The sequence below is a fragment of the Phenylobacterium sp. genome, assembly GCF_030681155.1.
Taxonomy (GTDB): domain Bacteria; phylum Pseudomonadota; class Alphaproteobacteria; order Caulobacterales; family Caulobacteraceae; genus Phenylobacterium.
Map to the genome: position 1 here is coordinate 90,640 of NZ_JAUXXE010000071.1, position 22,979 is coordinate 113,618.

Annotated in this window: 26 protein-coding genes and 1 other RNA gene; 15 read left to right on the forward strand and 12 right to left on the reverse strand. The window is 66.2% G+C overall.

What is annotated here, in order from left to right:
• Window positions 1-2: 2 nt before the first annotated feature.
• A complete protein-coding gene (locus tag Q8M13_RS19005; RefSeq protein ID WP_305301751.1) occupies window positions 3-647 on the forward strand; it encodes a hypothetical protein in 645 nt (214 codons plus the stop codon).
• A 36-nt stretch (window positions 648-683) separates the two neighbouring features.
• On the opposite strand, the gene Q8M13_RS19010 is transcribed toward Q8M13_RS19005, so the two are convergent.
• The 5 genes from Q8M13_RS19010 to Q8M13_RS19030 form a co-directional block, all read right to left on the reverse strand.
• Entirely contained in the window at window positions 684-1,523 is an 840-nt protein-coding gene (locus Q8M13_RS19010) for a TIGR00282 family metallophosphoesterase (protein WP_305301753.1), read from the reverse strand.
• Window positions 1,524-1,530: 7 nt separating this feature from the next.
• Window positions 1,531-2,106, reverse strand: a complete 576-nt coding sequence (locus Q8M13_RS19015; RefSeq protein ID WP_305301754.1) for a 5-formyltetrahydrofolate cyclo-ligase — start codon at window positions 2,104-2,106, stop codon at window positions 1,531-1,533.
• Window positions 2,107-2,129: 23 nt separating this feature from the next.
• Window positions 2,130-2,290: non-coding RNA, 6S RNA (ssrS, locus tag Q8M13_RS19020), on the reverse strand.
• Between the two features lie 79 nt (window positions 2,291-2,369).
• Window positions 2,370-2,696 (reverse strand): cell division protein ZapA, encoded by a 327-nt coding sequence (locus tag Q8M13_RS19025; protein WP_305301756.1) that lies wholly within the window; start codon window positions 2,694-2,696, stop codon window positions 2,370-2,372.
• 6 nt (window positions 2,697-2,702) lie between these two features.
• Window positions 2,703-3,011 carry a DUF4164 family protein gene (locus Q8M13_RS19030; RefSeq protein WP_305301758.1) on the reverse strand — a complete coding sequence of 103 codons (309 nt, stop codon included), beginning with the start codon at window positions 3,009-3,011 and terminating at the stop codon, window positions 2,703-2,705.
• Between the two features lie 149 nt (window positions 3,012-3,160).
• On the opposite strand from Q8M13_RS19030, the gene tkt reads away from it, so the two are divergent.
• Both tkt and purT read left to right on the forward strand, forming a co-directional pair.
• Window positions 3,161-5,131 (forward strand): transketolase, encoded by a 1,971-nt coding sequence (gene tkt, locus Q8M13_RS19035; RefSeq protein ID WP_305301759.1) that lies wholly within the window; start codon window positions 3,161-3,163, stop codon window positions 5,129-5,131.
• A gap of 5 nt (window positions 5,132-5,136) precedes the next feature.
• Window positions 5,137-6,336, forward strand: a complete 1,200-nt coding sequence (gene purT, locus Q8M13_RS19040; protein WP_305301760.1) for a formate-dependent phosphoribosylglycinamide formyltransferase — start codon at window positions 5,137-5,139, stop codon at window positions 6,334-6,336.
• Here purT and Q8M13_RS19045 read toward each other — a convergent pair.
• On the reverse strand, window positions 6,333-7,166 hold the full coding sequence (locus Q8M13_RS19045; RefSeq protein ID WP_305301761.1) for an MliC family protein: 834 nt from the start codon (window positions 7,164-7,166) through the stop codon (window positions 6,333-6,335). The two genes, purT and Q8M13_RS19045, sit on opposite strands and share 4 nt — an antisense overlap.
• A 190-nt stretch (window positions 7,167-7,356) precedes the next feature.
• Between Q8M13_RS19045 and gap the strand changes: the two genes are divergently transcribed.
• From gap to Q8M13_RS19065, 4 genes are all read left to right on the forward strand, one after another.
• Window positions 7,357-8,367: a type I glyceraldehyde-3-phosphate dehydrogenase gene (gene gap, locus Q8M13_RS19050; protein ID WP_305301762.1), complete on the forward strand. Its 1,011-nt coding sequence runs from the start codon at window positions 7,357-7,359 to the stop codon at window positions 8,365-8,367.
• Between the two features lie 101 nt (window positions 8,368-8,468).
• On the forward strand, window positions 8,469-9,659 hold the full coding sequence (gene pgk, locus Q8M13_RS19055; RefSeq protein ID WP_305301763.1) for a phosphoglycerate kinase: 1,191 nt from the start codon (window positions 8,469-8,471) through the stop codon (window positions 9,657-9,659).
• A gap of 21 nt (window positions 9,660-9,680) precedes the next feature.
• A complete protein-coding gene (gene fba, locus Q8M13_RS19060) occupies window positions 9,681-10,766 on the forward strand; it encodes a class II fructose-bisphosphate aldolase (protein ID WP_305301764.1) in 1,086 nt (361 codons plus the stop codon).
• A gap of 98 nt (window positions 10,767-10,864) precedes the next feature.
• A complete protein-coding gene (locus Q8M13_RS19065) occupies window positions 10,865-11,122 on the forward strand; it encodes a hypothetical protein (protein WP_305301765.1) in 258 nt (85 codons plus the stop codon).
• Here Q8M13_RS19065 and Q8M13_RS19070 read toward each other — a convergent pair.
• A complete protein-coding gene (locus Q8M13_RS19070; protein ID WP_305301766.1) occupies window positions 11,119-12,774 on the reverse strand; it encodes an MFS transporter in 1,656 nt (551 codons plus the stop codon). The genes Q8M13_RS19065 and Q8M13_RS19070 overlap by 4 nt on opposite strands.
• A gap of 285 nt (window positions 12,775-13,059) precedes the next feature.
• Between Q8M13_RS19070 and Q8M13_RS19075 the strand changes: the two genes are divergently transcribed.
• On the forward strand, window positions 13,060-13,359 hold the full coding sequence (locus tag Q8M13_RS19075; protein ID WP_305301767.1) for a GIY-YIG nuclease family protein: 300 nt from the start codon (window positions 13,060-13,062) through the stop codon (window positions 13,357-13,359).
• A gap of 62 nt (window positions 13,360-13,421) precedes the next feature.
• Here the strand turns inward: Q8M13_RS19075 and bfr are convergent, their stop codons facing one another.
• Together bfr and Q8M13_RS19085 are read right to left on the reverse strand one after the other, a co-directional pair.
• On the reverse strand, window positions 13,422-13,913 hold the full coding sequence (bfr, locus tag Q8M13_RS19080) for a bacterioferritin (RefSeq protein ID WP_305301768.1): 492 nt from the start codon (window positions 13,911-13,913) through the stop codon (window positions 13,422-13,424).
• A 132-nt stretch (window positions 13,914-14,045) separates the two neighbouring features.
• Entirely contained in the window at window positions 14,046-14,231 is a 186-nt protein-coding gene (locus Q8M13_RS19085; protein ID WP_305301769.1) for a bacterioferritin-associated ferredoxin, read from the reverse strand.
• Window positions 14,232-14,423: 192 nt separating this feature from the next.
• On the opposite strand from Q8M13_RS19085, the gene Q8M13_RS19090 reads away from it, so the two are divergent.
• The 6 genes from Q8M13_RS19090 to Q8M13_RS19115 all read left to right on the forward strand — a co-directional run bounded on the left by Q8M13_RS19090 (window position 14,424) and on the right by Q8M13_RS19115 (window position 19,668).
• Window positions 14,424-15,842: a cytochrome ubiquinol oxidase subunit I gene (locus Q8M13_RS19090; protein ID WP_305301770.1), complete on the forward strand. Its 1,419-nt coding sequence runs from the start codon at window positions 14,424-14,426 to the stop codon at window positions 15,840-15,842.
• Window positions 15,839-16,867, forward strand: coding sequence for a cytochrome d ubiquinol oxidase subunit II (cydB, locus tag Q8M13_RS19095; RefSeq protein WP_305301771.1), 1,029 nt, complete (start codon window positions 15,839-15,841; stop codon window positions 16,865-16,867). The genes Q8M13_RS19090 and cydB overlap by 4 nt, the downstream gene beginning before the upstream one ends.
• Complete coding sequence (locus Q8M13_RS19100; protein WP_305301772.1) at window positions 16,851-17,012, forward strand: hypothetical protein; 162 nt, start codon at window positions 16,851-16,853, stop codon at window positions 17,010-17,012. Before cydB ends, Q8M13_RS19100 begins: the two co-directional genes overlap by 17 nt.
• A 9-nt stretch (window positions 17,013-17,021) precedes the next feature.
• Window positions 17,022-17,669 (forward strand): thiamine phosphate synthase, encoded by a 648-nt coding sequence (gene thiE / locus Q8M13_RS19105; RefSeq protein WP_305301773.1) that lies wholly within the window; start codon window positions 17,022-17,024, stop codon window positions 17,667-17,669.
• A 105-nt stretch (window positions 17,670-17,774) separates the two neighbouring features.
• Window positions 17,775-18,569 carry an inositol monophosphatase family protein gene (locus tag Q8M13_RS19110; RefSeq protein WP_305301774.1) on the forward strand — a complete coding sequence of 265 codons (795 nt, stop codon included), beginning with the start codon at window positions 17,775-17,777 and terminating at the stop codon, window positions 18,567-18,569.
• 79 nt (window positions 18,570-18,648) lie between these two features.
• On the forward strand, window positions 18,649-19,668 hold the full coding sequence (locus Q8M13_RS19115) for a glycerophosphodiester phosphodiesterase (protein ID WP_305301775.1): 1,020 nt from the start codon (window positions 18,649-18,651) through the stop codon (window positions 19,666-19,668).
• Between the two features lie 3 nt (window positions 19,669-19,671).
• On the opposite strand, the gene Q8M13_RS19120 is transcribed toward Q8M13_RS19115, so the two are convergent.
• Window positions 19,672-21,522: an ABC transporter transmembrane domain-containing protein gene (locus Q8M13_RS19120; protein ID WP_305301776.1), complete on the reverse strand. Its 1,851-nt coding sequence runs from the start codon at window positions 21,520-21,522 to the stop codon at window positions 19,672-19,674.
• A gap of 119 nt (window positions 21,523-21,641) precedes the next feature.
• On the opposite strand from Q8M13_RS19120, the gene rpmE reads away from it, so the two are divergent.
• Window positions 21,642-21,866 (forward strand): 50S ribosomal protein L31, encoded by a 225-nt coding sequence (rpmE, locus tag Q8M13_RS19125; RefSeq protein ID WP_305301778.1) that lies wholly within the window; start codon window positions 21,642-21,644, stop codon window positions 21,864-21,866.
• Window positions 21,867-22,060: 194 nt separating this feature from the next.
• On the opposite strand, the gene Q8M13_RS19130 is transcribed toward rpmE, so the two are convergent.
• The gene (locus tag Q8M13_RS19130) at window positions 22,061-22,567 is read right to left on the reverse strand and encodes a DUF1465 family protein (RefSeq protein ID WP_305301780.1); all 507 of its coding nucleotides are present in this window, start codon (window positions 22,565-22,567) and stop codon (window positions 22,061-22,063) included.
• A gap of 135 nt (window positions 22,568-22,702) precedes the next feature.
• Entirely contained in the window at window positions 22,703-22,909 is a 207-nt protein-coding gene (locus tag Q8M13_RS19135; RefSeq protein WP_370870107.1) for a DUF1192 domain-containing protein, read from the reverse strand.
• Window positions 22,910-22,979 lie beyond the last annotated feature (70 nt).

Here is a 22,979-nt window from a genome sequence, read left to right on the forward strand (position 1 = left end):
TGATGTATCGTTTTGTCGTCGTCGCAGCGACCCTGGTCGCCATGGCGTCTCCAACCCTTGCTCAACCGATGGGCCCGCCGCCGGGCGGGTCGCATCGCGGCGGCCCTCCAGTCGGCGAGCGCCCTCAGCAGGGCCAGTCTCCAGCCATAGACTCCGGCGCGCGTCTGTTCATCAGCCCGGCGGGCGAGCCGTTCCGTAGCCAGGACGGCTTGGCCGAATGGTTCGCGGGCGCCGACGCCAATCACGATGGCGCTCTGACGCTGCCGGAATTCCGCGACGACGCCATGCGGTTCTTCAAGGTGCTGGACGTGGATGGCAGCGGCTCGATCGAAGGCCCCGAAAACAGCCGGTACGAGACCAGAATCGCGCCGGAGATCACCCGACCGGACTTCGGCCTCGGCGGCCCGATGGGCGGACCGCCGCCAAAAAAGCCGCTCATTCACAAGTCGGTTCGCAAAGAGCCCAAGGTCGGCGCGGCGCGCTTTTCGCTCCTGAACGAAGCCCAGCCCGTGCGTGGCGCCGACGCAGATCTCAACCAACGGGTCAGTTCGGAGGAATGGGCCAAGGCCGCCCGCCGCCGGTTCGAGATCCTCGACACCGACAAGGACGGCAAGCTCACGATCGAAGCCCTGCGTCCGCGGCTGTAACGGCCGTTCTTCTCTCCCCTTGGGGAGAGGAATGAATTAGCCGACCAACACAGCCGCTGGCTCGGGAATGGTCTCGCTCAACCGGCCGCCCATGCGGATCGGCTCCACGCGGGTCGCCAGGCCGGTCTTGTCGTCGGTCTCGACATAGACGCCGCAGATTGTGGCCGGGCCTTCAGCGGGCTTATAGCGACCGCCGGAGATGCGGGTTGTGAAGCGCCGCAGCGGCTCTTCCTTCTGGTTGCCGATGACGCTGTCATAGTCGGCGCAGGCGCCGGCGTCGGTCTGGTAGGCGGTGCCGCCGTTCAGGATCTGGCAGTCGGCGGTCGGTACGTGGGTATGGGTGCCGACGACCAGGCTGGCGCGGCCGTCGCAGAAGTGGCCCATGGCCATCTTCTCGGACGTCGCTTCGGCATGCATGTCGACCACGACGGCGTCGGCGACCATCCCCAGCGGCGCCTTGTCCAGTTCGCGATCGACGGCCGCGAACGGATCGTCCAGCGAGTCCATATGGACCCGGCCAAGCAGATTGATGACCACGATGCGCTTGCCGTCCTGGGTCTCGAACAGGTTCGAGCCCCGGCCCGGCGCATCGGCCAGGATCGGGTAGTTGAGCGGCCGGATCAGACGAGGCTCGCGGACGATGTAGGTCATCGCCTCCTTCTGGTCCCAGGAGTGGTTGCCCAGCGTCAGGCAGTCAGCCCCGGCGTCGAAGAGTTCGCGCGCGGTGTTCTCGGTGATCCCGAAGCCGGCGGCGGCGTTCTCGGCGTTGACGATGACGAATTCGAGCCCGAGCCGACGACGCAGACCGGGCAGATGGTCGGCAAGGCCCTCGCGACCCGAGCGGCCCACGACATCCCCGAAGAAAGCAAAGCGCATTTGAATTTCAGTCCTTTGACACGGGCCTATACCCGTTTTCCGTCAAAATGGCGTCCAGCCTTTGATCATGATCTTCGGCGGCGATCGCCTCGACCTCCTGGCCGGCATAGGCCAGGCCGAGCACGAACACCGGCTTGATCGCTCGGAGCGCCTCAATGGTTCGATCATAGTGGCCTCCCCCCTGCCCCAGCCGCGCGCCGGTGCGATCAAAGGCTAGCAGCGGGCAGACGATCAGGTCCGGGTGCAGGATCGAGGCGGAGGGCGGCGGCGCCGGCACGCCGAAGCGGTCGGTTATGGGCGTATCGCGGCTGTCCCAAGCCCGAAAGATCAGGGGCGCATCGGCGAAATCGGCGACCGGCAAGGCGAACATAGCGCCCGTCCCCGCCAACCGGCGGATCAGCGGGCTTGGATCAAGCTCGTCGCCCAGCGCGTGATAGCCGCTGAAGCAGGCGAAGGCCGGCAGCACCTCCAGGGGCAGATGCTCGGCGGCGCGTTCGGCGGCGTCCGGAAACGCCCGCGCCAGTTCGCGACGACGCGCCCGCATCGCCGCCCGCAGTTTCGACTTGGATATGGGAGTGCTCACCTGTTCGCTATAGGCGAACGGTGGCGGCGCCGCGAGAGCCGTGAAGGACGGTTTTATCCCCTCGGACCTGGATAACCAGGTGGGCGCCGTTTGCCTGAACCCACGGGTCCAGACAGGGACAGCTCCCTTAGAGACGATTAAGGTCGCTGGGATAGATTGCCTTCGACGAGAGCCGCAGCAGACCCGCCGTTACGCAAGGTAGGGCCGCGAGGTCCCAGTAACAAGCGGCGCTTAAATTCATCCCCGCTCATGAGGGATGAACTTTAGCCCGCCGCGAGCTTTTCGATGCGTTTGGCGGCGTTCTCGAGCGCGCCGACAGCCCGGGTTTCGACGCGGGCATGGTCCGATTGCACGCGGGCGAGTTCGGCCTGCACGACCGAAAGCCGAGCCCGAAGGTCCGTCAACTCGTCGGCCAGCAGCAGCGAGCCCATCAGGAACAGGCGGGTTTCGCCCAGTTGCCCCATGTCCTGCGAGACTTGGCGGACCTGGCGGTCGAAGGTCCGGGCGAGTTCGATCAGATGAGCCTCCTGACCATCTTCGCAGCCGACGGCGTAAGGCCGGCCGTTCACGGTGATGTTGACCTGAGCCATGGGGGTTTAAGCCTCCTCGGTCTGGGACTGAGTATTTTCGTCGGCGTCGTCACTGGAGAGCGCCGCCTTGATTTCGGCGATCGCGCGACCCAGCGCCGCAGACGCTTCGGCGCCAGCTTCCTCCAGCGCTTTTTCGCGCTGGCGGGACTGATCGAGTTCGGCGGCCAATTTGGCGCTATCCTGATCGAACAGGCCGCCAATCTCCGCGCCTGGCTTGCCCGCCTGCCCCGACAGGCGTTGCTCCAACTGGGAGATCGCCCGTTCCAGACGTTTCACAGCTTGATCGAGGGGGTTGTCGCCCGCCGGCTCCCGCATGATTCGACGCTCCGAAAGTGTGTCCGTTAATCTATAGACTGCGCCGGGCGCGCACTGAAACCCGCCCTGTGGCGTGACGCTTCCTTGATTCTTCAGGCCGTGCGTGCGACGCCGCGCGCAAATCCCGCCCAGATTGACCGGAAAAGATAATGTCCGCACCGCAGCACACCATGGCCGACGCGATCCGCGTGCTCTCGATGGACGCCGTCCACAAGGCTAAGTCGGGGCACCAAGGCATGCCCATGGGCATGGCCGATGTCGCCACGGTGCTCTGGACCAAATTCCTGAAGTACGACGCCAACCGCCCCGACTGGGCCGACCGCGACCGCTTCGTGCTCTCGGCGGGCCACGGCTCGATGTTGCTCTACTCGCTGCTGCACCTGACCGGCTTCAAGGCCGTGACGATGGACCAGATCCGCGACTTCCGTCAGTGGGGCTCCAACACCGCCGGCCACCCGGAGTACGGCCACACCCCCGGCGTTGAAACCACCACCGGTCCGCTGGGCCAGGGCATCGCCACCGCCGTCGGCATGGCCATGGCAGAACGCCACCTGGCTTCGCGCTTCGGTGACGACCTTGTCGACCACCGCACCTGGGTGATCGCCGGCGACGGCTGCCTGATGGAAGGCGTCAGCCACGAGGCCGCCTCGATCGCCGGCCGCTTCAAGCTGGCCAAGCTGACCGTGCTGTTCGACGACAACAACACCACCATCGACGGGGAAGCTACGATCTCCGAGACCGGCGACCAGCTCGCCCGCTTCAAGGCCTATGGCTGGGCCGTGAAGGAAGTCGACGGCCACCACCCCGGCAAGATCGCCGCGGCCATGAAGTGGGCCACCCGCCAGAACCGCCCGACCTTCATCGCCTGCAAGACCAAGATCTCGAAGGGCGCGGGCCGCAAGGAAGGCGACCCCCACAGCCACGGCTACACGCTGTTCGACGACGAGATTGCCGACGCCCGTCTGGCCATGGGCTGGACCGCCGAGCCCTTCGTGGTGCCGGAAGAAGTCCTCAAGCCTTGGCGCGCCGCCGGCAAGAAGGGCGGCAAGGTCCGCAAGAAGTGGGAAGCCCAGCTTTCCAAGTCGGCGCTGAAAGGTGAGTTCGAACGCGCCATGCGCGGCGACCTGCCGGCCGGCGCCTTTGAGCGCATCGACGCCCATATCGCCGAAGCCGCGGCCACCAAGCCCGCCGCCGCCACCCGCCAGCACTCCGGCTCGGCCCTGGACCACCTGGTCCCGGCGATCCCGGAACTGGTCGGCGGCTCGGCCGACCTGACTGGCTCCAACAACACCTTCGTCAAGGGCACCAAGGCCTTCGACCTGCCTGACTATGACGGCCGCTACGTCCACTACGGCGTGCGCGAGCACGGCATGGCCGCAGCGATGAACGGCATGGCGTTGCATGGCGGCGTGATCCCGTTCTCGGGCACCTTCCTGGTGTTCTCCGACTACAGCCGTCCGGCGATCCGCCTCGGCGCCCTGATGGGGACCCGCGTCGTCCACGTGATGACCCACGACTCGATCGGCGTCGGTGAAGACGGCCCGACCCACCAGCCGGTGGAACATGTCGGCTCGCTGCGGATGATCCCGAACCTGAACGTCTATCGTCCGGCCGACGCGGTGGAAGCCGCCGAATGCTGGAAGCTGGCGCTCTCGACCAAGAAGACGCCTTCGGTGATGGCCCTGTCACGGCAGAAGGTGCCGGCGGTGCGCGACTCCGCCCCTGAGAACCTCTGCGCCAAGGGCGCCTATGAGCTGGTCGCCGCCAGCGGCCCGGCCAAGGTGACGATCTTCGCCTCCGGCACCGAGGTCTCGATCGCCGTCGCCGCCCGCGCGACCCTGGAAGCTGAAGGCGTCGCCACCCGCGTCGTCTCGACCCCCTGCTGGGAATTGTTCGGCTTCCAATCGCCCAGCTACCAGGCCGAGGTTATCGGCACGGCGCCGGTCCGCGTCGCCGTCGAGGCCGGTCTCGGCTTCGGCTGGGAGCGGTTCATCGGTGAGGACGGCGCCTTCGTCGGCATGAAGGGCTTCGGCGCCAGCGCCCCGGCCGAGCGGCTCTACAAGGAATTCGGCATCACCGCCGAAGCCGTTGTCGCCGCCGCCAAAGCCAAGCTGGGCTAAGCACCATGCGCCTCGGTACGCCGCTCTCGCCCACCGCCGTGAAGGTTATGCTGCTCGGCTCGGGCGAGCTCGGCAAAGAGGTCGCTATCGAGCTGCAGCGGCTCGGCTGCGAGGTCATCGCCGTCGACCGCTACCCGAACGCCCCGGCCCATCAGGTCGCCCACCGCAGCCACGTCATCGCGATGACTGACGCTGCGGCGCTGCGGGCGCTGGTGGAGCTCGAGCGTCCGCACCTGATCGTGCCGGAGATCGAGGCGATCGCCACCGACGAGCTGGTGGCGATCGAGGCTGAAGGGCTGGCGACTGTCATCCCGACGGCCCGCGCCGCCCAACTGACCATGAACCGCGAGGGCATCCGCAAGCTGGCGGCCGAGCAACTTGGCCTGCCGACCTCGCCCTACGCTTTCGCGTCCTCGGAAGCCGAACTGGCCGCCGCCGCGGCGCAGGTCGCAGGCTTCCCCTGCTTCGTGAAGCCGGTGATGTCCTCGTCCGGCAAGGGCCAATCCTACGTCGAGGGGCCCGAGGGGATCACTGAGGCCTGGCGCTATGCCATGGAGGGCGGCCGGGTCGAACAGACCCGCGTCATCGTCGAGGGCAAGATCGATTTCGACTTCGAGATCACTCTGCTGACCGTACGCTCGGTCGGTGCGGACGGTCAGGTGGGCGTCAGCTTCTGCGAACCCATCGGCCACCGCCAGGTGAAGGGCGACTATGTCGAAAGCTGGCAACCCCAGGCGATGAGCCCGGCCGCCCTGGACCGAGCCCAACAGATCGCCCGCGACGTCACCACCGAACTGGGCGGTCTTGGCCTGTTCGGCGTCGAACTCTTCGTACGCGGCGACGAGGTCTGGTTCTCCGAGGTCAGCCCGCGCCCGCACGACACCGGGCTTGTCACCCTGGTCACCCAGAACCTCAGCGAGTTCGCCCTGCACGCTCGCGCGATCCTCGGACTGCCGGTCAGCACCGATCTGCGTGAACCCGGCGCCAGCGCGGTGATCTATGGCGGGATGGACGCGCAAGGAATCGCCTTCGAAGGCGTCGCCGAGGCGCTCAGCGTCCCCGGCGCGGACCTGCGTCTGTTCGGCAAGCCCGAGGCCTTCGAACGCCGCCGCATGGGCGTGGCCCTGGCGCGCGGCGCCGATGTCGATTTGGCCCGCGAGCGCGCACGCACGGCCGCCGCCTGCGTAAAGCCTGTCGCCGGCTAGCCGCCCGGCGAGGGCTTGAGGGCCGTGTCGGCGATGTGCCAGCTCAGCTGGTCCGCGGTCGCGCCCGGCACGTCATTGACCCGGCGCAGACGCACCTTGCCCTTCATGTTCACCGGCTCGCCGGTCTTCATGGTCCCGTAGACCACGACCGGAACCTCGACGAACAACGAGCCCGCCGCGCCCTCGATCTCACCAGGCGCGCCGATCTGCGCATTGTAGCTGGCGTACTTGGCGAAGCTGGCGGCGAAGTCCTTGGCGCTCATCCCGCTGGCTTTGCCGCTGTCGCTCCAGAGCTTCCAGGCGTCATCGAACTTCTTGTCGGCGACGAGGGCGAAATAGGTCTGCACCACATTGGCCGCCCCCTGGGCGCTCTGCGGCGTGAACCCGGCCTCGGAGACCGGGGTCCGGTCGTCAGGCAAGCCGCCGGGGCTGCCAGGCGGCGGAGGCGTGACGGCTGCGGCCTCGCCCGCGGCCTTCACACGGCAATTGACGCCCGGCGCCGTGGCGATGTCCTCGCCGGCCGCCAGCGGACTGAGCTGGCCCTGGTCCATGCCCTTTGACCACCACTGGACGCCTTCGCCGATATAGCGGGCGCCGCTGGCCGAGATGGCGATCTTCAGAGTTCGCTTCACCCCGCCGACATCAACGATGGCGGTGTCCGGATCGGGATAGGTCGCCCGCACGGTGCGGCCGTCCTCGCAGACATAGGTGATGAAGGTCGTGTCAGCCGGTGGGCTGACCTCCGCCGCCTTCTCCGGCGCACGGTTACAGGCGCTCAGGGCGACCAAGGCCGCAGCGCCAACGGTCGTCAGAATATGTAGTTTCGCCACGCCAGCGATCCCCGATCGGCGCCGGGCGAGATCAGGTCCCGGCGTTGGAAGGAGCGCTCTAGGCGCGATCCCGTTCCCACAGATTGCGCCAGTTCGGCGTCTGAAACGCCCAGAAAGCCGCCTAGGGCTTGACTCCCCGTGCCCTGACCTCAAGAAACCGACCCAAATCAATTGGCTCAGGAGTTTCTCGATGACCGTTCGCGTCGCCATCAATGGTTTCGGCCGTATCGGCAGGTTGGTCCTGCGTTCGATCGTCGAGCATGCGCGACAAGACATCGAGGTCGTCGCGATCAACGACCTGGGCCCGGTCGAGACCAACGCCCACCTGCTGCGCTACGACAGCGTCCACGGCCGCTTCCCGGGCAAGGTCGTCGTTGACGGCGACACCATCGACGTGGGCCGCGGCAAGATCAAGGTGACGGCGGTCCGCAATCCGGCGGAACTGCCTCACAAGGAACTGGGCGTCGATATCGCCTTGGAATGCACCGGCATCTTCACCGCCCGCGACAAGGCCAAGGCTCACCTGGAAGCCGGCGCCAAGCGCGTGCTGATCTCCGGCCCGTCCGGCGACGCCGACAAGACCATCGTCTACGGCGTGAACCACCAGACCCTGACCGCCGAAGACCTGATCGTCTCCAACGCCTCATGCACCACCAACTGCCTGGCTCCGGTGGCCAAGGTCCTGCACGAGCTGGCCGGCATCGAGCGTGGCTACATGACCACGATCCACTCCTACACTGGTGACCAGCCGACCCTGGACACCATGCACTCCGACCTCTACCGCGCCCGCGCCGCGGCCATGTCGATGATCCCGACCTCGACCGGCGCAGCCAAGGCTCTGGGTCTGGTGATGCCGGAACTGCAGGGCAAGTTGGACGGCTCCTCGATCCGGGTGCCCACCCCGAACGTTTCGGTTGTGGACCTGACCTGGGTGCCCGGCCGCACCCTGACCAAGGAAGAGATCAACGCCGCCCTGATCGCCGCGGCGACCAGCGGCCCGCTGAAGGGAATCCTGGACGTCAGCGACGAGCCGCTGGTGTCGATCGACTTCAACCATGCTCCGGCCTCCTCGACCGTGGCTCTGGCCCAGACCCAAGTGATCGACGGCGGCCTCGGCCGCGTGCTGAGCTGGTACGACAATGAGTGGGGCTTCTCGACCCGCATGAGCGACACCGCCCTCGCCATGGCCAAACTGATCTAAACCCTGGGACGGGCGCCTCGAGAGACGGCGCCCGTTTCGTTTTTCGGATCCAACTGCCCCCCGGGGATAGACCTCCCCCCTGGGCGGCCGGAGCCTATCGCATGACCTTCGAGACCCTCGACGACGCTGATTTGGCCGGCAAACGCGCCCTTGTCCGCGTTGACCTCAACGTGCCGATGCACGACGGCGAAGTTTCGGACGACACGCGCTTGCGGGCCGCAGTGCCGACCATCGAAAAACTGCGCGCCGGCGGCGCCACAGTGATCCTGCTGGCGCACTTCGACCGCCCCAAGGGCAAGCGTGTGCCGGAGATGAGCCTGGCGCCGATCGCCATCGCGCTGGCCAAGGTGCTGGGCTCGCCGGTCGGCTTCGCCAATGATTGCGTAGGGCCGGTGGCCGCGGACGCTGTCGCCGCCCTGAAGCCGGGCGACGTGCTGCTGCTCGAAAACGTCCGCTTCCATGCGGGCGAGGAAAAGAACGATCCGGACTTCGCCAGGGCTCTGGCCGCCAACGGCGATCTTTATGTGAATGACGCCTTCTCGGCCGCGCACCGCGCTCACGCCTCGACCGAAGGCCTGGCCCATCTGCTGCCGGCCTATGCTGGCGAGCAGATGCGGCTGGAGCTGACCGCGCTCGACAAGGCGCTGGGCAATCCTGAGCGCCCGGTGATGGGGATTGTCGGCGGCTCCAAGGTGTCGAGCAAGCTCGACCTGCTACGCAATCTGGTGACCAAGCTGGACAAGCTGGCCATCGGCGGCGGCATGGCCAACACCTTCCTCTACGCCCAAGGCCACGACGTCGGGGCGTCCTATTGCGAGAAAGACCTGGCCGAAACCGCGCGCGACATCATTCGCCTGGCCGGCCAGAACAACTGCAAACTCTTCCTGCCGGTCGACATCGTGGTGGCCGAGAAGATGGCGCCCGGCGCTGCGGCGCGCGTTCGCGGCCTGGGCGAGGTCGATGAGGATGAGCGGATCCTGGACGCCGGCCCGGAGAGCGTTGAGCGTCTCTGCCGCGCCATGGCCAACTCCAAGACCTTGATCTGGAACGGTCCGCTTGGCGTGTTCGAGATCCCGCCCTTCGACAAGGGCACCATGGCCGCCGCGCGCTACGCCGCGCAATTGGCCAAGGAAGGCAAGCTGGTGGCCGTCGCCGGCGGGGGTGATACAGTCGCCGCCCTCAACGCGGCAGGCTGCGCCGACGATTTCACGTTCGTCTCCACGGCGGGCGGCGCGTTTCTTGAATGGATGGAAGGCAAGGAGCTGCCCGGCGTGGCGGCGCTTGCCAGTTAACTGATTTACGGAGGGCAGGGCATGGCCCGGGTTACCTTGAGACAACTTCTGGATCACGCGGCCGAGCAAGGCTACGCGGTCCCGGCGTTCAATATCAACAACATGGAACAGGCGCTGGCGATCATGGAGGCCGCTGAGGCCACCGACTCGCCGGTGATCATGCAGGCTTCCCGCGGCGCCCGCTCCTACGCCAACGACATCGTGCTGAAGCACCTGATCGACGCGATGGCCGAGCTGTATCCGCACATCCCGATCTGCATGCACCAGGACCACGGTAATAACGAAGCCACCTGTGCGACGGCGATCCAGTACGGCTTCACCTCGGTGATGATGGACGGCTCGCTGATGGCCGACGCCAAGACCCCGGCCGACTATGACTACAACGTCCGCGTCACCCGCAGCGTCGTGGACATGGCCCACTGGGTCGGCGCCTCGGTCGAGGGCGAGCTCGGCGTGCTGGGCAGCCTCGAGACCGGCATGGGCGAGAAGGAAGACGGCCACGGCTTCGAGGGTAAGCTCGGCCACGACCAACTGCTGACCGATCCCGACCAGGCCGTCGACTTCGTGAAGGCCACCCAGGTCGACGCCCTGGCCATCGCCATGGGCACCAGCCACGGCGCCTACAAGTTCACGCGCAAGCCGGACGGCGACGTCCTGGCCATGAACGTGATCGAGGAAATCCACCGCCGTCTGCCCAACACCCACCTGGTGATGCACGGCTCCTCCTCGGTGCCGCAGGACCTGCAGGACCTGATCAACAAGTACGGCGGCGAGATGCCCCAGACCTGGGGCGTGCCGGTCGAAGAGATCCAGCGCGGCATCAAGCACGGCGTGCGCAAGATCAACATCGACACCGACAACCGGATGGCCATCACCGCGGCGATCCGGAAGGTCTTCGTCGAAAAGCCGGGCGAGTTCGATCCGCGCGGCTACCTGAAGCCTGCCAAGGAAGCCATGCGCGCCATCTGCGTCCAGCGCTTCGAGGAGTTCGGCACGGCCGGCCAGGCTCACAAGATCAAGGCGATCCCGCTGTCTGAAATGGCCAAGCGCTACGCCTCGGGCGAACTGGCGCCCAAGATCGACCTCTCGCGCCAAGCGGCCGAATAGTCGTCGCCCCACATCGAACTAAAGCAAAGCCGTCGCCCGCAAGGGCGGCGGCTTTCTGCGTGGCGGAACCACTCGTGCCCCTCGCAGCTTCCTAGGGAATGAAGAACGGCCTCATCGTGCTGGCCTCCCTCGTGTGCGTCGCCGCCCTGGCGGGACTGGCGGGCTGGACGTTCTATGCGGGTTCCAGGATCGGGGGCGGCTGGGGCGCTCTCTCCCCGGTGTTGCTGTACGTCATTGGGGGACTGGTCGTGGTGGGCGCCTTGACCGGCGGCCTGATGTGGCTGGCCTTCTACTCATCGCGGCGGGGCTATGACGAGCCCTATGATGTGAACCATCCCCCGCGTCGAAAGCCCTAGTCCACGTTCGCCCCGCGCATCTCACGCACGAACAGTCCGCCGATCACTACGGTCACCGCCGCCACCACGATCGGGTACCAGAGCCCGAAATAGATGTTGCCGGTCGCCGCCACCATGGCGAACGCCGTGGTGGGCAGGAAGCCGCCGAACCAGCCGTTGCCGATATGATAGGGCAAGGACATCGAAGTGTAGCGGATCCTCGCCGGGAACATCTCCACCAGGGCCGCGGCTACTGGGCCGTAGACCATGGTCACATAGAGCATCAACAGGAACAGCAGGCCGACCACCGCCGGCTTGTGCACCTGGTCAGGGTCGGCCTTGGCTGGGTAGCCCGCCTGATGCAGGGCGGCGGACAAGCCCTTCGTCCAGTCGGCTTTCTTCGCCGCGAACTCGGCCTTCGGCAGGGCTTCGCCTCGGAAGCTCGGAACCTGCACCTCGCCGATCTTGACGACGGCGACAGTCCCGGTGGGCGCGGCGACGTTCTCATAGGTGACGCCGGCGCTGGCCAAGGCGGCCTTGGCCACATCGCAGGAGGTGGAGAAAGCGGTCTTGCCAACCGGATCGAACTGGAACGAACAATCGGCGGGATCGGCGATCACCCGCACCGGAGCGCTGGCCGAGGCGGCCGCCAGCGCGGGGTTGGCCGCGGCGGTGAGCGCCTTGAAGATCGGGAAGTAGGTCAAGGCGGCCAACAGGCAGCCGGCCAGGATGATCGGCTTGCGGCCGATCTTGTCCGACAGCCAGCCGAACACCACGAAGAACGGGGTGCCGAGGATCAGGGCGCAAGCGACCAGGGTGTTGGTCAGCGCCCCATCGACCTTCAGCGTCTTCTCCAGGAAGAACAGGGCGTAGAACTGGCCAGTGTACCAGACCACCGCCTGGCCCGCGGTCAGCCCGACCAGCGCCAGCAGCACGATCTTCAGGTTGGGCCACTTGGCGAAGGATTCGGTCAGCGGCTTCTTCGAGGTGGTGCCCTCATCGACCATCTTCTGGAAGACCGGGCTCTCGTTCAGCTTCAGGCGGATCCAAAGCGAGACACCGAGCAGCACCGCCGAAACCAGGAATGGGATGCGCCAGGCCCAGGCCTTGAACACTTCCTCGCCGGTCATCGAGCGCACAGCCAGGATCACCAACAAGCTGAGGAACAGACCGAGCGTCGCGGTGGTCTGGATCCAGCTCGTATAGAGGCCGCGCTTACCGGGCGGGGCGTGTTCGGCGACATAGGTCGCCGCGCCGCCATACTCGCCGCCGAGGGCCAGGCCCTGAATCAAGCGCATGACGATCAGAAGGATGGGGGCGAGAACGCCGATCTGGTCGTAGCCGGGCAGCAGGCCGACCGAGAAGGTCGAGACCCCCATCAGCAACATGGTTACCAAGAAAGTGTTCTTGCGGCCCCAGAGGTCGCCTAGCCGTCCGAACACCAGCGCCCCAAAGGGTCGCACGGCGAACCCAGCCGCGAAGGCCAGGAGGGCGAAGATGTAGCCCGTGGTCTCATTGACCCCGGAAAAGAAGTGTTGGGTGATGAACCCGGCCAGCGAGCCGTAAAGATAGAAGTCGTACCACTCGAAGACCGTGCCGGCAGACGCCGCGCCGATCACCAATCGGTGGTTCGTCTTCTCGACGACGCTGTCGCCCGCCACCGCCTCGGCCATCCTATCCCCCGCCTCTTCTTGTTGGGGGAGAGCCTAGCGGGATTTCGGGGAAATCTGGAAGCGGTTCGTCGGGGACGGCGTCCGTTGGCGCCGAAGCTCTTGTTCCGGCCGACGGTGGGTAACCTCTACCCCAAGATGCGGTGTCTATGGATGGCCGGGTCAAGAGCCCGGCCATGACGATCCGCGGGGGGAGTGACCAATCGCGGCTGGGGCACATGCGTAGACCCCACCAGTTCGTCATGGCCGGGCCCTTGTCCCGGCCATCTATACGCACCAAGCTTGGCCATGGATCCCGTGCATGCCAACAACGCGGTCTACATTCTGGCGAGCGGCAAACATGGCACGCTCTACGTCGGCGTGACCGCAAACTTGCTCCGACGCATACATGAGCACCGCGAGAGCACGACGCCGGGATTCACCAGCCGTTACGGCGTGACACGCTTGGTCTGGTTTCGACGCTGCTTCACGGTGGTTGAGGCCATCCGTTGGGAGAAGCGGCTGAAGAAGTACAAGCGCGACTGGAAGATCGCATTGATTGAGCAAGACAATCCGCACTGGGACGACCTGTTTCCCGGCCTGCTCTGACAGAGTCTATGGATGGCCGGGACTTCGCCCGGCCATGACGATCCGTGGGGTGGTAGACCGCCCTAGTGGCCGCCGCCGCCTTCGAGTTCGCCGAGCGCACTCTGCAGATAGTTCTGCTCGCCGAGCGACTTCACCAGCGACAGTTGCGTCTCCAGGAAATCGATGTGCTCCTCGGTGTCGGTGAGGATTTCGCGCAGGATCTGACGGGTGACGTAGTCTTCCGCAGCCTCGCACTCCTTGATGCCGGCAATTTGATCGACCCGGCCGGTGACCTCGACTGACAGGTCGGAGGTCATGCACTCGGGCACGTTCTCGCCGATCTTCAGCTTATGCAGGTCCTGCAGGTTCGGCAGGCCGTCGAGGAAGAGGATGCGCTTGATGAGCTTGTCGGCGTGCTTCATCTCGCCGATGGACTCGTCATAGGTGATCTTGGCGAGCCGGGTGAAGCCCCAGTTTTCATACATGCGGGCGTGCAGGAAATACTGGTTCACCGCAGTCAGCTCATTGGTGAGCACAGCGTTCAAACGCCGAATGATGGCTTTGTCGCCTTGCATGGGAACCTCCTCGAATCCGTTTTCGAGGGGCAAACTCTTACTCGGGGCGAGACGAGTCAAAGCCTATGTTTGCAAGTGATTCCGCGTTTCGTTCGCAAGCTTGCGAATAGTTCGGCGTTCCAGATGAACGCCCTATTCGGCGGCGAAGCGAAGAGCCTGATCCTGCTCGCTGATCATCTTGCGCATGTCGCAGACGCAACGAGCGCATTGGGCTTGAGAACCGCATGCGCGGAAGACCTCGGCCGGACGGCTGGCGCCGGCCTCGATGGCGGCGCGGACTTCGCGCTCCCGGATCCCGTTACAGTTACAAACGTACAAGACGGACTTCTCCCGACCAGGAGTCCTATTTAGCAACTGCGAACGCCGTTGCAAATCATTTGCAAGTTGTAACCCGACGCCATGCGTCAGTTTGTCGCATGCTTGGAGCTTGGCCCGGCACGTTGTTCGGCATGATGTGATGACAACCGCAGTCAATCGCGATTGCAGTTTCAGAGCTGGGGACCGAACGTCATGGACGTCGACGCCTTGATGCTGTCGCGACTGCAGTTCGCGTTCACTATCGCCTTCCACATCATCTTTCCCAGTTTCACCATTGGTCTGGCCAGTTACCTCGCGGTTCTGGAGGGGCTGTGGCTGACGACACGGAACGAGGTGTTCAAGACCCTCTATCTTTTCTGGGTGAAGATATTCGCGATCTCATTCGGCATGGGCGTCGTGACCGGCGTGGTCATGAGCTACCAGCTCGGGTCCAACTGGAGCGTGTTCTCCACGGTGGTCGCCCCGGTCATTGGGCCGCTGCTGGCCTTCGAGGTGCTTACAGCCTTCTTCCTGGAGGCGAGCTTCCTGGGGATCATGCTGTTCGGCTGGAAGAAGGTCGGGCCAGGCCTTCACTTCACCGCCACGGTGCTGGTCGCCGTCGGCACGCTGATCTCCGCCTTCTGGATCATCTCGGCCAATAGTTGGATGCAATATCCAACCGGGTTTGCGCGCACGCCCGAGGGTGGTCTGATCGCGACCGACTGGATGGCGGTGATCTTCTCGCCGAGTTTCGCTTCGCGGCTGATGCACATGACGCTCGCTGCGTACCTGACCACCGCTCTCGTCGTGGGGGCGGCCTCGGCCTGGCGCCTGCTGAAGCGGCCCGAGGAGCCAGAGTCCCGAATGAGCCTGCGGATGGCGGTCGGCATGCTGGCCATTGTGGCCCCCATGCAGCTGCTGGTCGGCGACCTTTCGGGCAAGGATGTGCTGCGCCTGCAGCCGGCCAAGCTGGCGGCGATCGAGGCCTTCTGGGAAACCGGCCCCGAACAGGCCTTCCACATCGTCGCCTGGCCCGATCGCGCGACCGAAAGCAACCGGTGGGAAGTCTCCATCCCCAAGGTTGGCAGCCTGATCACCGCCGGCTCGACCAAGGCCGAGGTCAAGGGCCTGAAGGCGTTCGCCCCGGAAGACCGACCACCGGTCGCGATCGTCTTCTGGTCCTTCCGGGTGATGGTCGGGCTCGGCATCGCGATGATCGCCCTGGGCGCCTGGGGGGTCTGGCTGTGTTGGCGCGCGGCGCCTGAACAATCCCGGCCCTTCCTTCATGCCTGCGTCGCCATGGGGCCGGCTGGCTTCGTAGCGGTGATCTCCGGCTGGATTGTCGCAGAGGTCGGACGCCAGCCCTGGGTGGTCACTGGCGTCTTGCGCACCGCCGATGCGGTGTCACCGGTTGGGGCGGGCCAAGTCTCGGCCTCGCTCCTGGGCTTCCTGGTGGTCTACGCGGTGATCTTCTCGGTCGGTGTTCTCTACATCATACGGCTGATGGCCGAGGGACCGGTGGCAGGTTCCGACGAGCCGCCTCCCGCCGGCGCCCGAGCCCCCGGCTCGGCCTTGGCCGCCGCGCCGGAAGATCCAGGCCACAACTCCGCGAGCTGGGGAGACCGGCCATGACTCTCGACCTCCCGCTGATCTGGGCCGTCATCATCGCCACGGCCGTGTTGCTCTACGTGCTGCTGGACGGCTTCGACCTCGGCGTCGGCATCCTCTTTCCCTTCGCGGCCACGCCCGCCGACCGCGACGCGATGATGGATTCCATCGCCCCGGTCTGGGACGGCAACGAGACCTGGCTGGTGCTGGGCGGCGGCGGCATGTTCGCCGCCTTCCCTCTCGCCTATTCGGCGATCCTGCCGGCGCTCTACATCCCCGTCATCCTGATGTTGCTGGCCTTGATCCTCCGGGGCGTGGCCTTTGAGTTCCGGCTGCGGGGCCGTCGGCGCGGCAAAGCCTTCTGGACGGCGGCCTTCGCGGGCGGTTCGATCTGCGCGACCTTCGCCCAGGGCCTGATCCTCGGCGGCTTCATCCAGGGCATCACGCTGGACGAGAACTTGGCCTTTGGCGGCGGCCCGTTCGACTGGCTAACGCCCTACACCCTGCTGGTGGCCGCCGGCCTGGTCGCCGGCTACGCCGTGCTCGGCGCGACCTGGCTGGTCTGGAAGACCGAGGCCGAACTGCATGGCGACGCCCGGCGCTGGGCCTGGATCGCGGGCGGCGCCACCGCCGTGCTGCTTGGCGCGGTGAGCTTGGCTACGCTGCTCGTCCATCCGCGGGTGGCCGAACGCTGGGGCTATGTGGATGGAGCCTTGGACATGGCCAGGTTCCTGCCCCACCTGCCGATCCCGCTGCTGGGGCTGGCGGGCTTGGCGATCATCGCGATCGGCCTGTCGCGTCGCTCGCACGGCTGGCCGCATCTGGGCGCGAGCCTAGTGTTTCTGTCCGGCTATTTTGGGCTGGCGGCGGGCTTCTTCCCCAACATCGTGCCCTACGACATGACCTATCGTCAGGCCGCCAACCAGGACAACGCCCTGGCCCTGATGCTGGTTGGGGTGGCGATCCTGCTGCCGGTAATCCTGGGATATACGATCTGGGTCTATTGGCTGTTCAGAGGCAAGGTGACGGCCGATGCGGGATATCATTGAGCCCCCGCCCGAGCCGGGCGATCCCCTGCCCCCGTGGTACAAGCGCCTCGCCTGGTTCTTCGGCATCGCTGTGGCCGCAACCAGCGTCACCGCCATCGTGGCCTATACGATGAAGGCGCTGTTGCCGGACTATCCGCAGGGTTAGAAGGCGGTCATGACCGCCGATTGCCGCCTCTATCTGATCACCCCGCCGCGCCTGGACGACCTCGCCGCCTTCGGCCGGCTGCTCGCCCAGACCCTGGACGCCGGAGATGTCGCCGCCCTGCAGATCCGCCTGAAGGATCAACCTGATCAGGTGATCGCCGCGGCGGTCGACGCGCTCTCGCCCATCGCCCAGGCGCGCGGTGTGGCGGTCATCCTGAACGACCGCCCGGACCTGGCCGCCAAGCTCGGCTGCGACGGGGTCCATGTCGGCCAGTCGGACACGCCGCTAAAGGACGCGCGCAAGATCATGGGGCCGGACGCGATGATCGGCGTCACCTGCCATGACAGCCGCCACCTGGCGATGGAAGCGGCCGAGGGCGGCGCCGACTATGTCGCGTTCGGCGCCTTTTTCCCGACCACCACCAAGGAAGCCCCCACCCAGGCCGAGCCGGAAATCCTGACCATCTGGCAGCAGTTCATGGAGACCCCATGCGTCGCCATCGGCGGGATCAACGCCGACAACGCTGCAGGCCTAGCCAAGGCCGGCGCCGACTTCCTGGCGGTTTCGGCCGGCGTCTGGGCGCACCCGCAAGGCCCGGCCGCGGGGGTGAAGGCCATCGAGGCGGCCATCGCCCAGGGCTTGTCGGAACGCGGTTGAGGCCTATCCTTGCCTTGAGGCCCTGCTCCCACTAGGTTCCGCGCCTCGAATTTCCGCCTTTCCGGCGCGTTTAGCGCACCCTTGGCGCTAGAACTGGAACCACCTGTGTCGACGCAAACCGCCCTTCTGAAAGTGATGTCCGACGCCGCCCGCAAGGCGGCCCGGGGCCTGAACCGTGATTTCGGCGAGCTTTCCGAGCTGCAGGTGTCGCGCAAGGCGCCGGCTGATTTCGTCTCGGCCGCGGACATCAAGGCCGAGCAGGCGGTGTTCGAAGCGCTGGAAAAGGCCCGCCCCGGCTACAGCTTCCTCGGCGAGGAACGCGGCCTGATCGAAGGCACCGACAAGACCCACACCTGGATCGTCGATCCGCTGGACGGCACCACCAACTTCCTGCACGCCATCCCGCACTTCGCGATCAACATCGCCCTGCAGCGCGAAGGCGCAATCGTGGCGGCGGTGACCTACAACCCCGTCACCAACGAGTTGTTCTGGGCCGAAAAGGGCAAGGGCTGCTTCGTCAACGACAAGCGCCTGCGCGTCGCTGGCCGCAAACACCTGGACGAAAGCGTGCTGGGCACCGGCATCCCGTTCCTCGGTCACGGCCAGCACGCCCGCTTCCTGAAAGAGCTGCACCAGATCAGCCAGCGCGTGGCCGGCGTTCGTCGCTTCGGCGCGGCGTCCCTGGACCTGGCATATGTCGCCGCCGGTCGCATGGACGGCTTCTGGGAGCGCGACCTGAAGCCCTGGGACATGGCTGCGGGCCTGCTGATGATCCAGGAAGCTGGCGGCAAGGTCACCGACATGGACGGCGGCGAGGACATGCTGACCAAGGGTTCGATCTGCACCGCTAATCTTGAGCTGCACCCGCTGATGCTCGATAAACTGAAAGCGGCCGGCTAGGGCGCCCAGCCGCACGTGGAGGCTGAGCTCAAAGCTTGGCCTTGACGAAAGCGGCGCCGAGGACGGCTAGATCGTTCTCATGCATCTGACGCGCCGCGCCTTCACCGCCGCCACCGCCGCCCTTACGGCCACCCCCGCCATGGCCAAGCCCGTGCAAAAGCCGATCGTCATCGCCCATAGGGGCGCGAGCGGCGAGCGCCCTGAGCACACGCTGATGGGCTATCGCCTGGCCATTGATCAGGGCGCCGACTTCATCGAGCCCGACCTTGTCCTGTCGATGGACGGGGTCCTGGTCGTTCGCCACGAGAATGAAATCGGCGGAACCACAGACGTGGCCTCGCGGCCGGAGTTCGCCGCCCGCCAGACCGTCAAGTTCATCGACGGCGAAAAGATCACAGGCTGGTTCGCCGAGAACTTCACGCTCGCCGAACTGAAGACCCTGCGTGCACGCGAGCGCATGCCCGACCTGCGTCCGGGCAGCGCCAAGTTCGACGGCCGCGAACCGATCGCGACGTTCCAGGAAGTCATCGACCTCGCCAGGACGGAAAGCCGCCGCGTGGGCCGCACCATCGGCCTCTATCCGGAGATGAAGCATCCGGCCTTCCTGGCCAGCATCGGTCTGCCGATCGAGGCGCGGCTCGCGGCGGCGTTGAAAAGCAATGACTTGGACAGCGCCAGCGCCCCAGTCTTCGTCCAGTGCTTCGAGCCGGCCGCCCTGGTGAGCTTCAAGACGCTCTCCAAGGCCCGGCGCGTGCAGTTGGTCGGGGCCGGCAGCCCGGCCATGATCAGCGCGCAGGGCCTGAAGGCTATCGCGGCCTATGCCGACGGCGTCGGCCCCGACTGGTCGATGGTCCTCCCGACCGTGGACGGCGCTTTAGGTCCCGCGAGCGCCTTGGTGAAGGACGCCCATGCCGCCGGCCTGCTCGTCCATCCCTGGACCGTCCGAGCGGAGAACCGCTTCCTGCCGGCCAAGCTGCGCCGCGGAACTTCACCGGCCGAGCACGGCGACGCCCAAGCCGTGTTCCACGCCCTCTACGCCGCAGGCGTCGACGGCGTGTTCAGCGACTTCCCAGCCATGGCCGTCGCTGCTCGGAGTTGAGCCCTAGGCCGCAGCGTCGCCGAACTGTAAGGCGGCGAGGCGCGAATAGAGCCCGCCCTTGGCGGCGAGCTCGGCGTGGGTCCCTTGTTCGACCACCTTGCCGCCGTCCATGACCACGATGCGGTCGGCCTTGAGTACAGTGGCCAACCGGTGGGCGATGACCAGGGTGGTGTGGCCGACCATGGCGCCTTCCAGCGCCCGTTGGACCAGTTGCTCGTTCTCGGCGTCCAAAGCGCTGGTGGCCTCGTCGAGCAGCAGGATCGGCGTTTCGCGGATCAGGGCGCGGGCGATGGCCAGACGCTGGCGCTGACCGCCCGACAGACTGCGGGCGCGGTCGCCCAGCGGGGTCTCGAAGCCCTGCGGCAGGGCGTCGAGGAAGCCCTCGGCCTGGGCCGCGCAAGCGACGGCGCGAATGGAATCAAGGTCGGCGTCCGGACGCCCGAAGCGGATGTTTTCTGCGGCCGAACCGGAGAACAGCGGCGAGTCCTGCGACACTAGCGCCATGCGAGCCCGCACCTCCGCAGGATCGGCGTCACGCAGATCCACGCCGTCCAGGCGGATCGTCCCGCTCTGCGGGTCATAGAACCGCAGCAGCAACCGGAAGACGGTGCTCTTGCCCGAGCCCGACGGCCCGACCAGGGCCACCCGCTCGCCGGGCGCGACCTTCAGGGAGAAGCCGCTGAGCGCCAGAGCGTCGGGGCGGCCTGGATAGGCGAAGTCGACACGCTCGAACTCGATCTCGCCGCGCGCCGGAACCGGCAGCGCCTTGGGCGCCGCAGGAGCTGCGATAGTGGGCCTGGCGGCCAAAAGCTCGGAGATCCGCTCCATGGCCCCAGCGGCCTTCTGGACGTCACCCCAGGTCTCGCCCAGGGCGCCCACCGAACCAGCGGCCATCACCGAGAGGAAGGCGAACTGGAACAGCGCGCCCCAGGTCATCTCGCCGCGCAGGCCGGCATGGACGCCGAGCCAGAAAATCACCACCACGCCGCCGAAGACGAGGCCGATGACCAGGGCCGTCATGATCGCCCGCGCGGTCATCCGGCGCAGAGAGGTCTGGAACGAGCTTTCGACCGCCTCGCCGAACCGCGCAGCGCCAGCGTCCTCGCGCCCGAAGGCCTGGACGGTCTCAAGCGCGTCAAGAGTCTCGCCGGCATGGCCGACGGCGGCGGCGAACTGATCCTGGGTCGACATGGTCAGCTTGCGGACCCGCTTGCCGAACAAGAACAGCGGCGCCAGCACGAACGGGAAGATGCCCAGCACCAGGCCGGTCAGGCTGGGGCTGACGATGACCAGCAGGATCAGCGCGCCGATCAGCGTCAGCAGATTGCGCAGCGCCACAGAGATAGAGGTAGAGAGGAGGCTCTCGACGATCTGGATGTCGGTGGTCAGGCGCGACAGCACCTCGCCCGTGCGCGTCTTTAAGAAGAAGGTCGGATCGAGGGTCAGGATGTGGGCGTAGGCCGCCTTGCGCAGGTCGGCGGTGATCCGCTCCCCCAGCTTGGTGACGAAGAAGTAGCGCAGGGCGCTGGAGGCCGCGAGCGCCAGGGCCACACCGCCGATGAGCCAGAACCAGGGATCGACCGTCGCCGCGCTGGCCTTGGGGTCGGTCAGGTGGTCGACCAGCAGCCGCACGGCGCCGGAGAGACCCAGGGTGGAAGCGGTCGCGGTTAGCAGGAAGAGGCCCGCCCAGGCGGCGTCGCCCTTGTGCATGGCCAGGAACGGCATCAGGCGGCCGAGCGCCTTGACGTTCCGGCTGCGCGCCCGGCGATCGGCCGCTTCGCTCAAATCCTGGGCCATTGCGGCGCCCGCGCTGGGGCGACCGGGGGCGGGGGCCTCGTGGGCCAGATCACTCATATAAACTAGCGCCCTTGCTCTTCCCGCGCCTTTTCCTGTATACGCGCGGCTTCCTCGCGTCCGCCATCCGTGGCGCCGCGATATATTCCTGCCGCTCCTTTACGTCGGTTGCCCTTTCGATGAAACAAGACACCCACCCCGACTATCACTTCATCACCGTGGTGATGACCGACGGCACGAGCTATCAGACGCGCTCGACCTTCGGCAAAGAAGGCGCGACGCTGAACCTGGATATAGATCCGAAGACGCACCCGGCGTGGACCGGCGGCAACCAGCACATGCTGGACCGTGGTGGTCGCGTGTCGCGCTTCAACGCCAAGTTCGGCGGCTTCACCCGCAAGTAGGACCTGCCCTGCGCGTTCGTCGCGCAGCAGGTCCTTGCGAGCAGCTACAAAAACGCCGCGTCCCGTGCGCGGCGTTTTTTGCTGTGGGTGGATGACGCCCTAGCGGCCTACTCGGCGCGCTCAGTGCGAACGAAACCCTGACAAGCGCTTGGCGCTTGCCGGGATGACACCCTGATGACGGACGCCGCTAGGCCTCAGCGGCCGAAGGCGGCCTGCAATCGGTCAAATTGGGACAGCACCGGGTTCGGGATCTCGATGGTGGTGTCCTCGACATACATCCGGCGGTCGAGGTGGCGGACGCGCTCATAGAGACGCTCTGACCGGTCTAGCAGGGCCAGCAGGCCCACCGGCAAATCTTCGGTGGTGGGACCGCGGCAGACGTCTTCGGCGCCCAATCGGTACCGGTCCTCGCAGGCGCCTTCCGGGGGCATGTCGCCTTCGCGCACCGCGCGCTGGACCAGCAGCCAGGAGGCCACCTGCATCAGGCGGGTGGTGAGGCGCATGCTTTCACCGGCATAGGCCAGGGCCGCATTGCGCGACAAAAGCTTCGACTCTTGGCGGCCGGAGCCGTCGAGATAGCCCGCGGTCTCTTCCACAAGGTCCATGCCCTCCTGGAAGGTCCTGTCGAACAATTCAGACCGCGCGAAGTCCTGGATCACATCGGCTCGCCAGGCGCCCGCAGGGGCAAATCCATCGGTCATCAAAGCACTGAGCCTCTAATAGCTTCGCCCGCTTGGTATGCGGCGCTCGGACCGGTGGGTGTGCAACCCCCGTGCCAAACCTAAACATCGGTTATCCATGATCCGCGTTTACGTTCGGTTATCCGTATACGCAGGTCAGCTTGGCCTTGAGAATAGCGCGTCGGCTTCGGCGCGGCCCGCGCGCTTACGCTCAATCTGGGCACGACACCTGGCGATCTCGGCCTCCAAAGCCTCGATACGCTCCTCCAACTCCACAACGGCGTAGAGTTCGAGATCCTCGCGCATCGCCTCCGTGAGACGCTGACCGCGTCCAACGCGGGTTTCCACCGGTTCTTCCATCAAGAGCCTCCCTTTGCCGGGCGTCCTTCGACGTCTATCTGAGCACTGAGAAACTTTACCCGCAAAACGACCG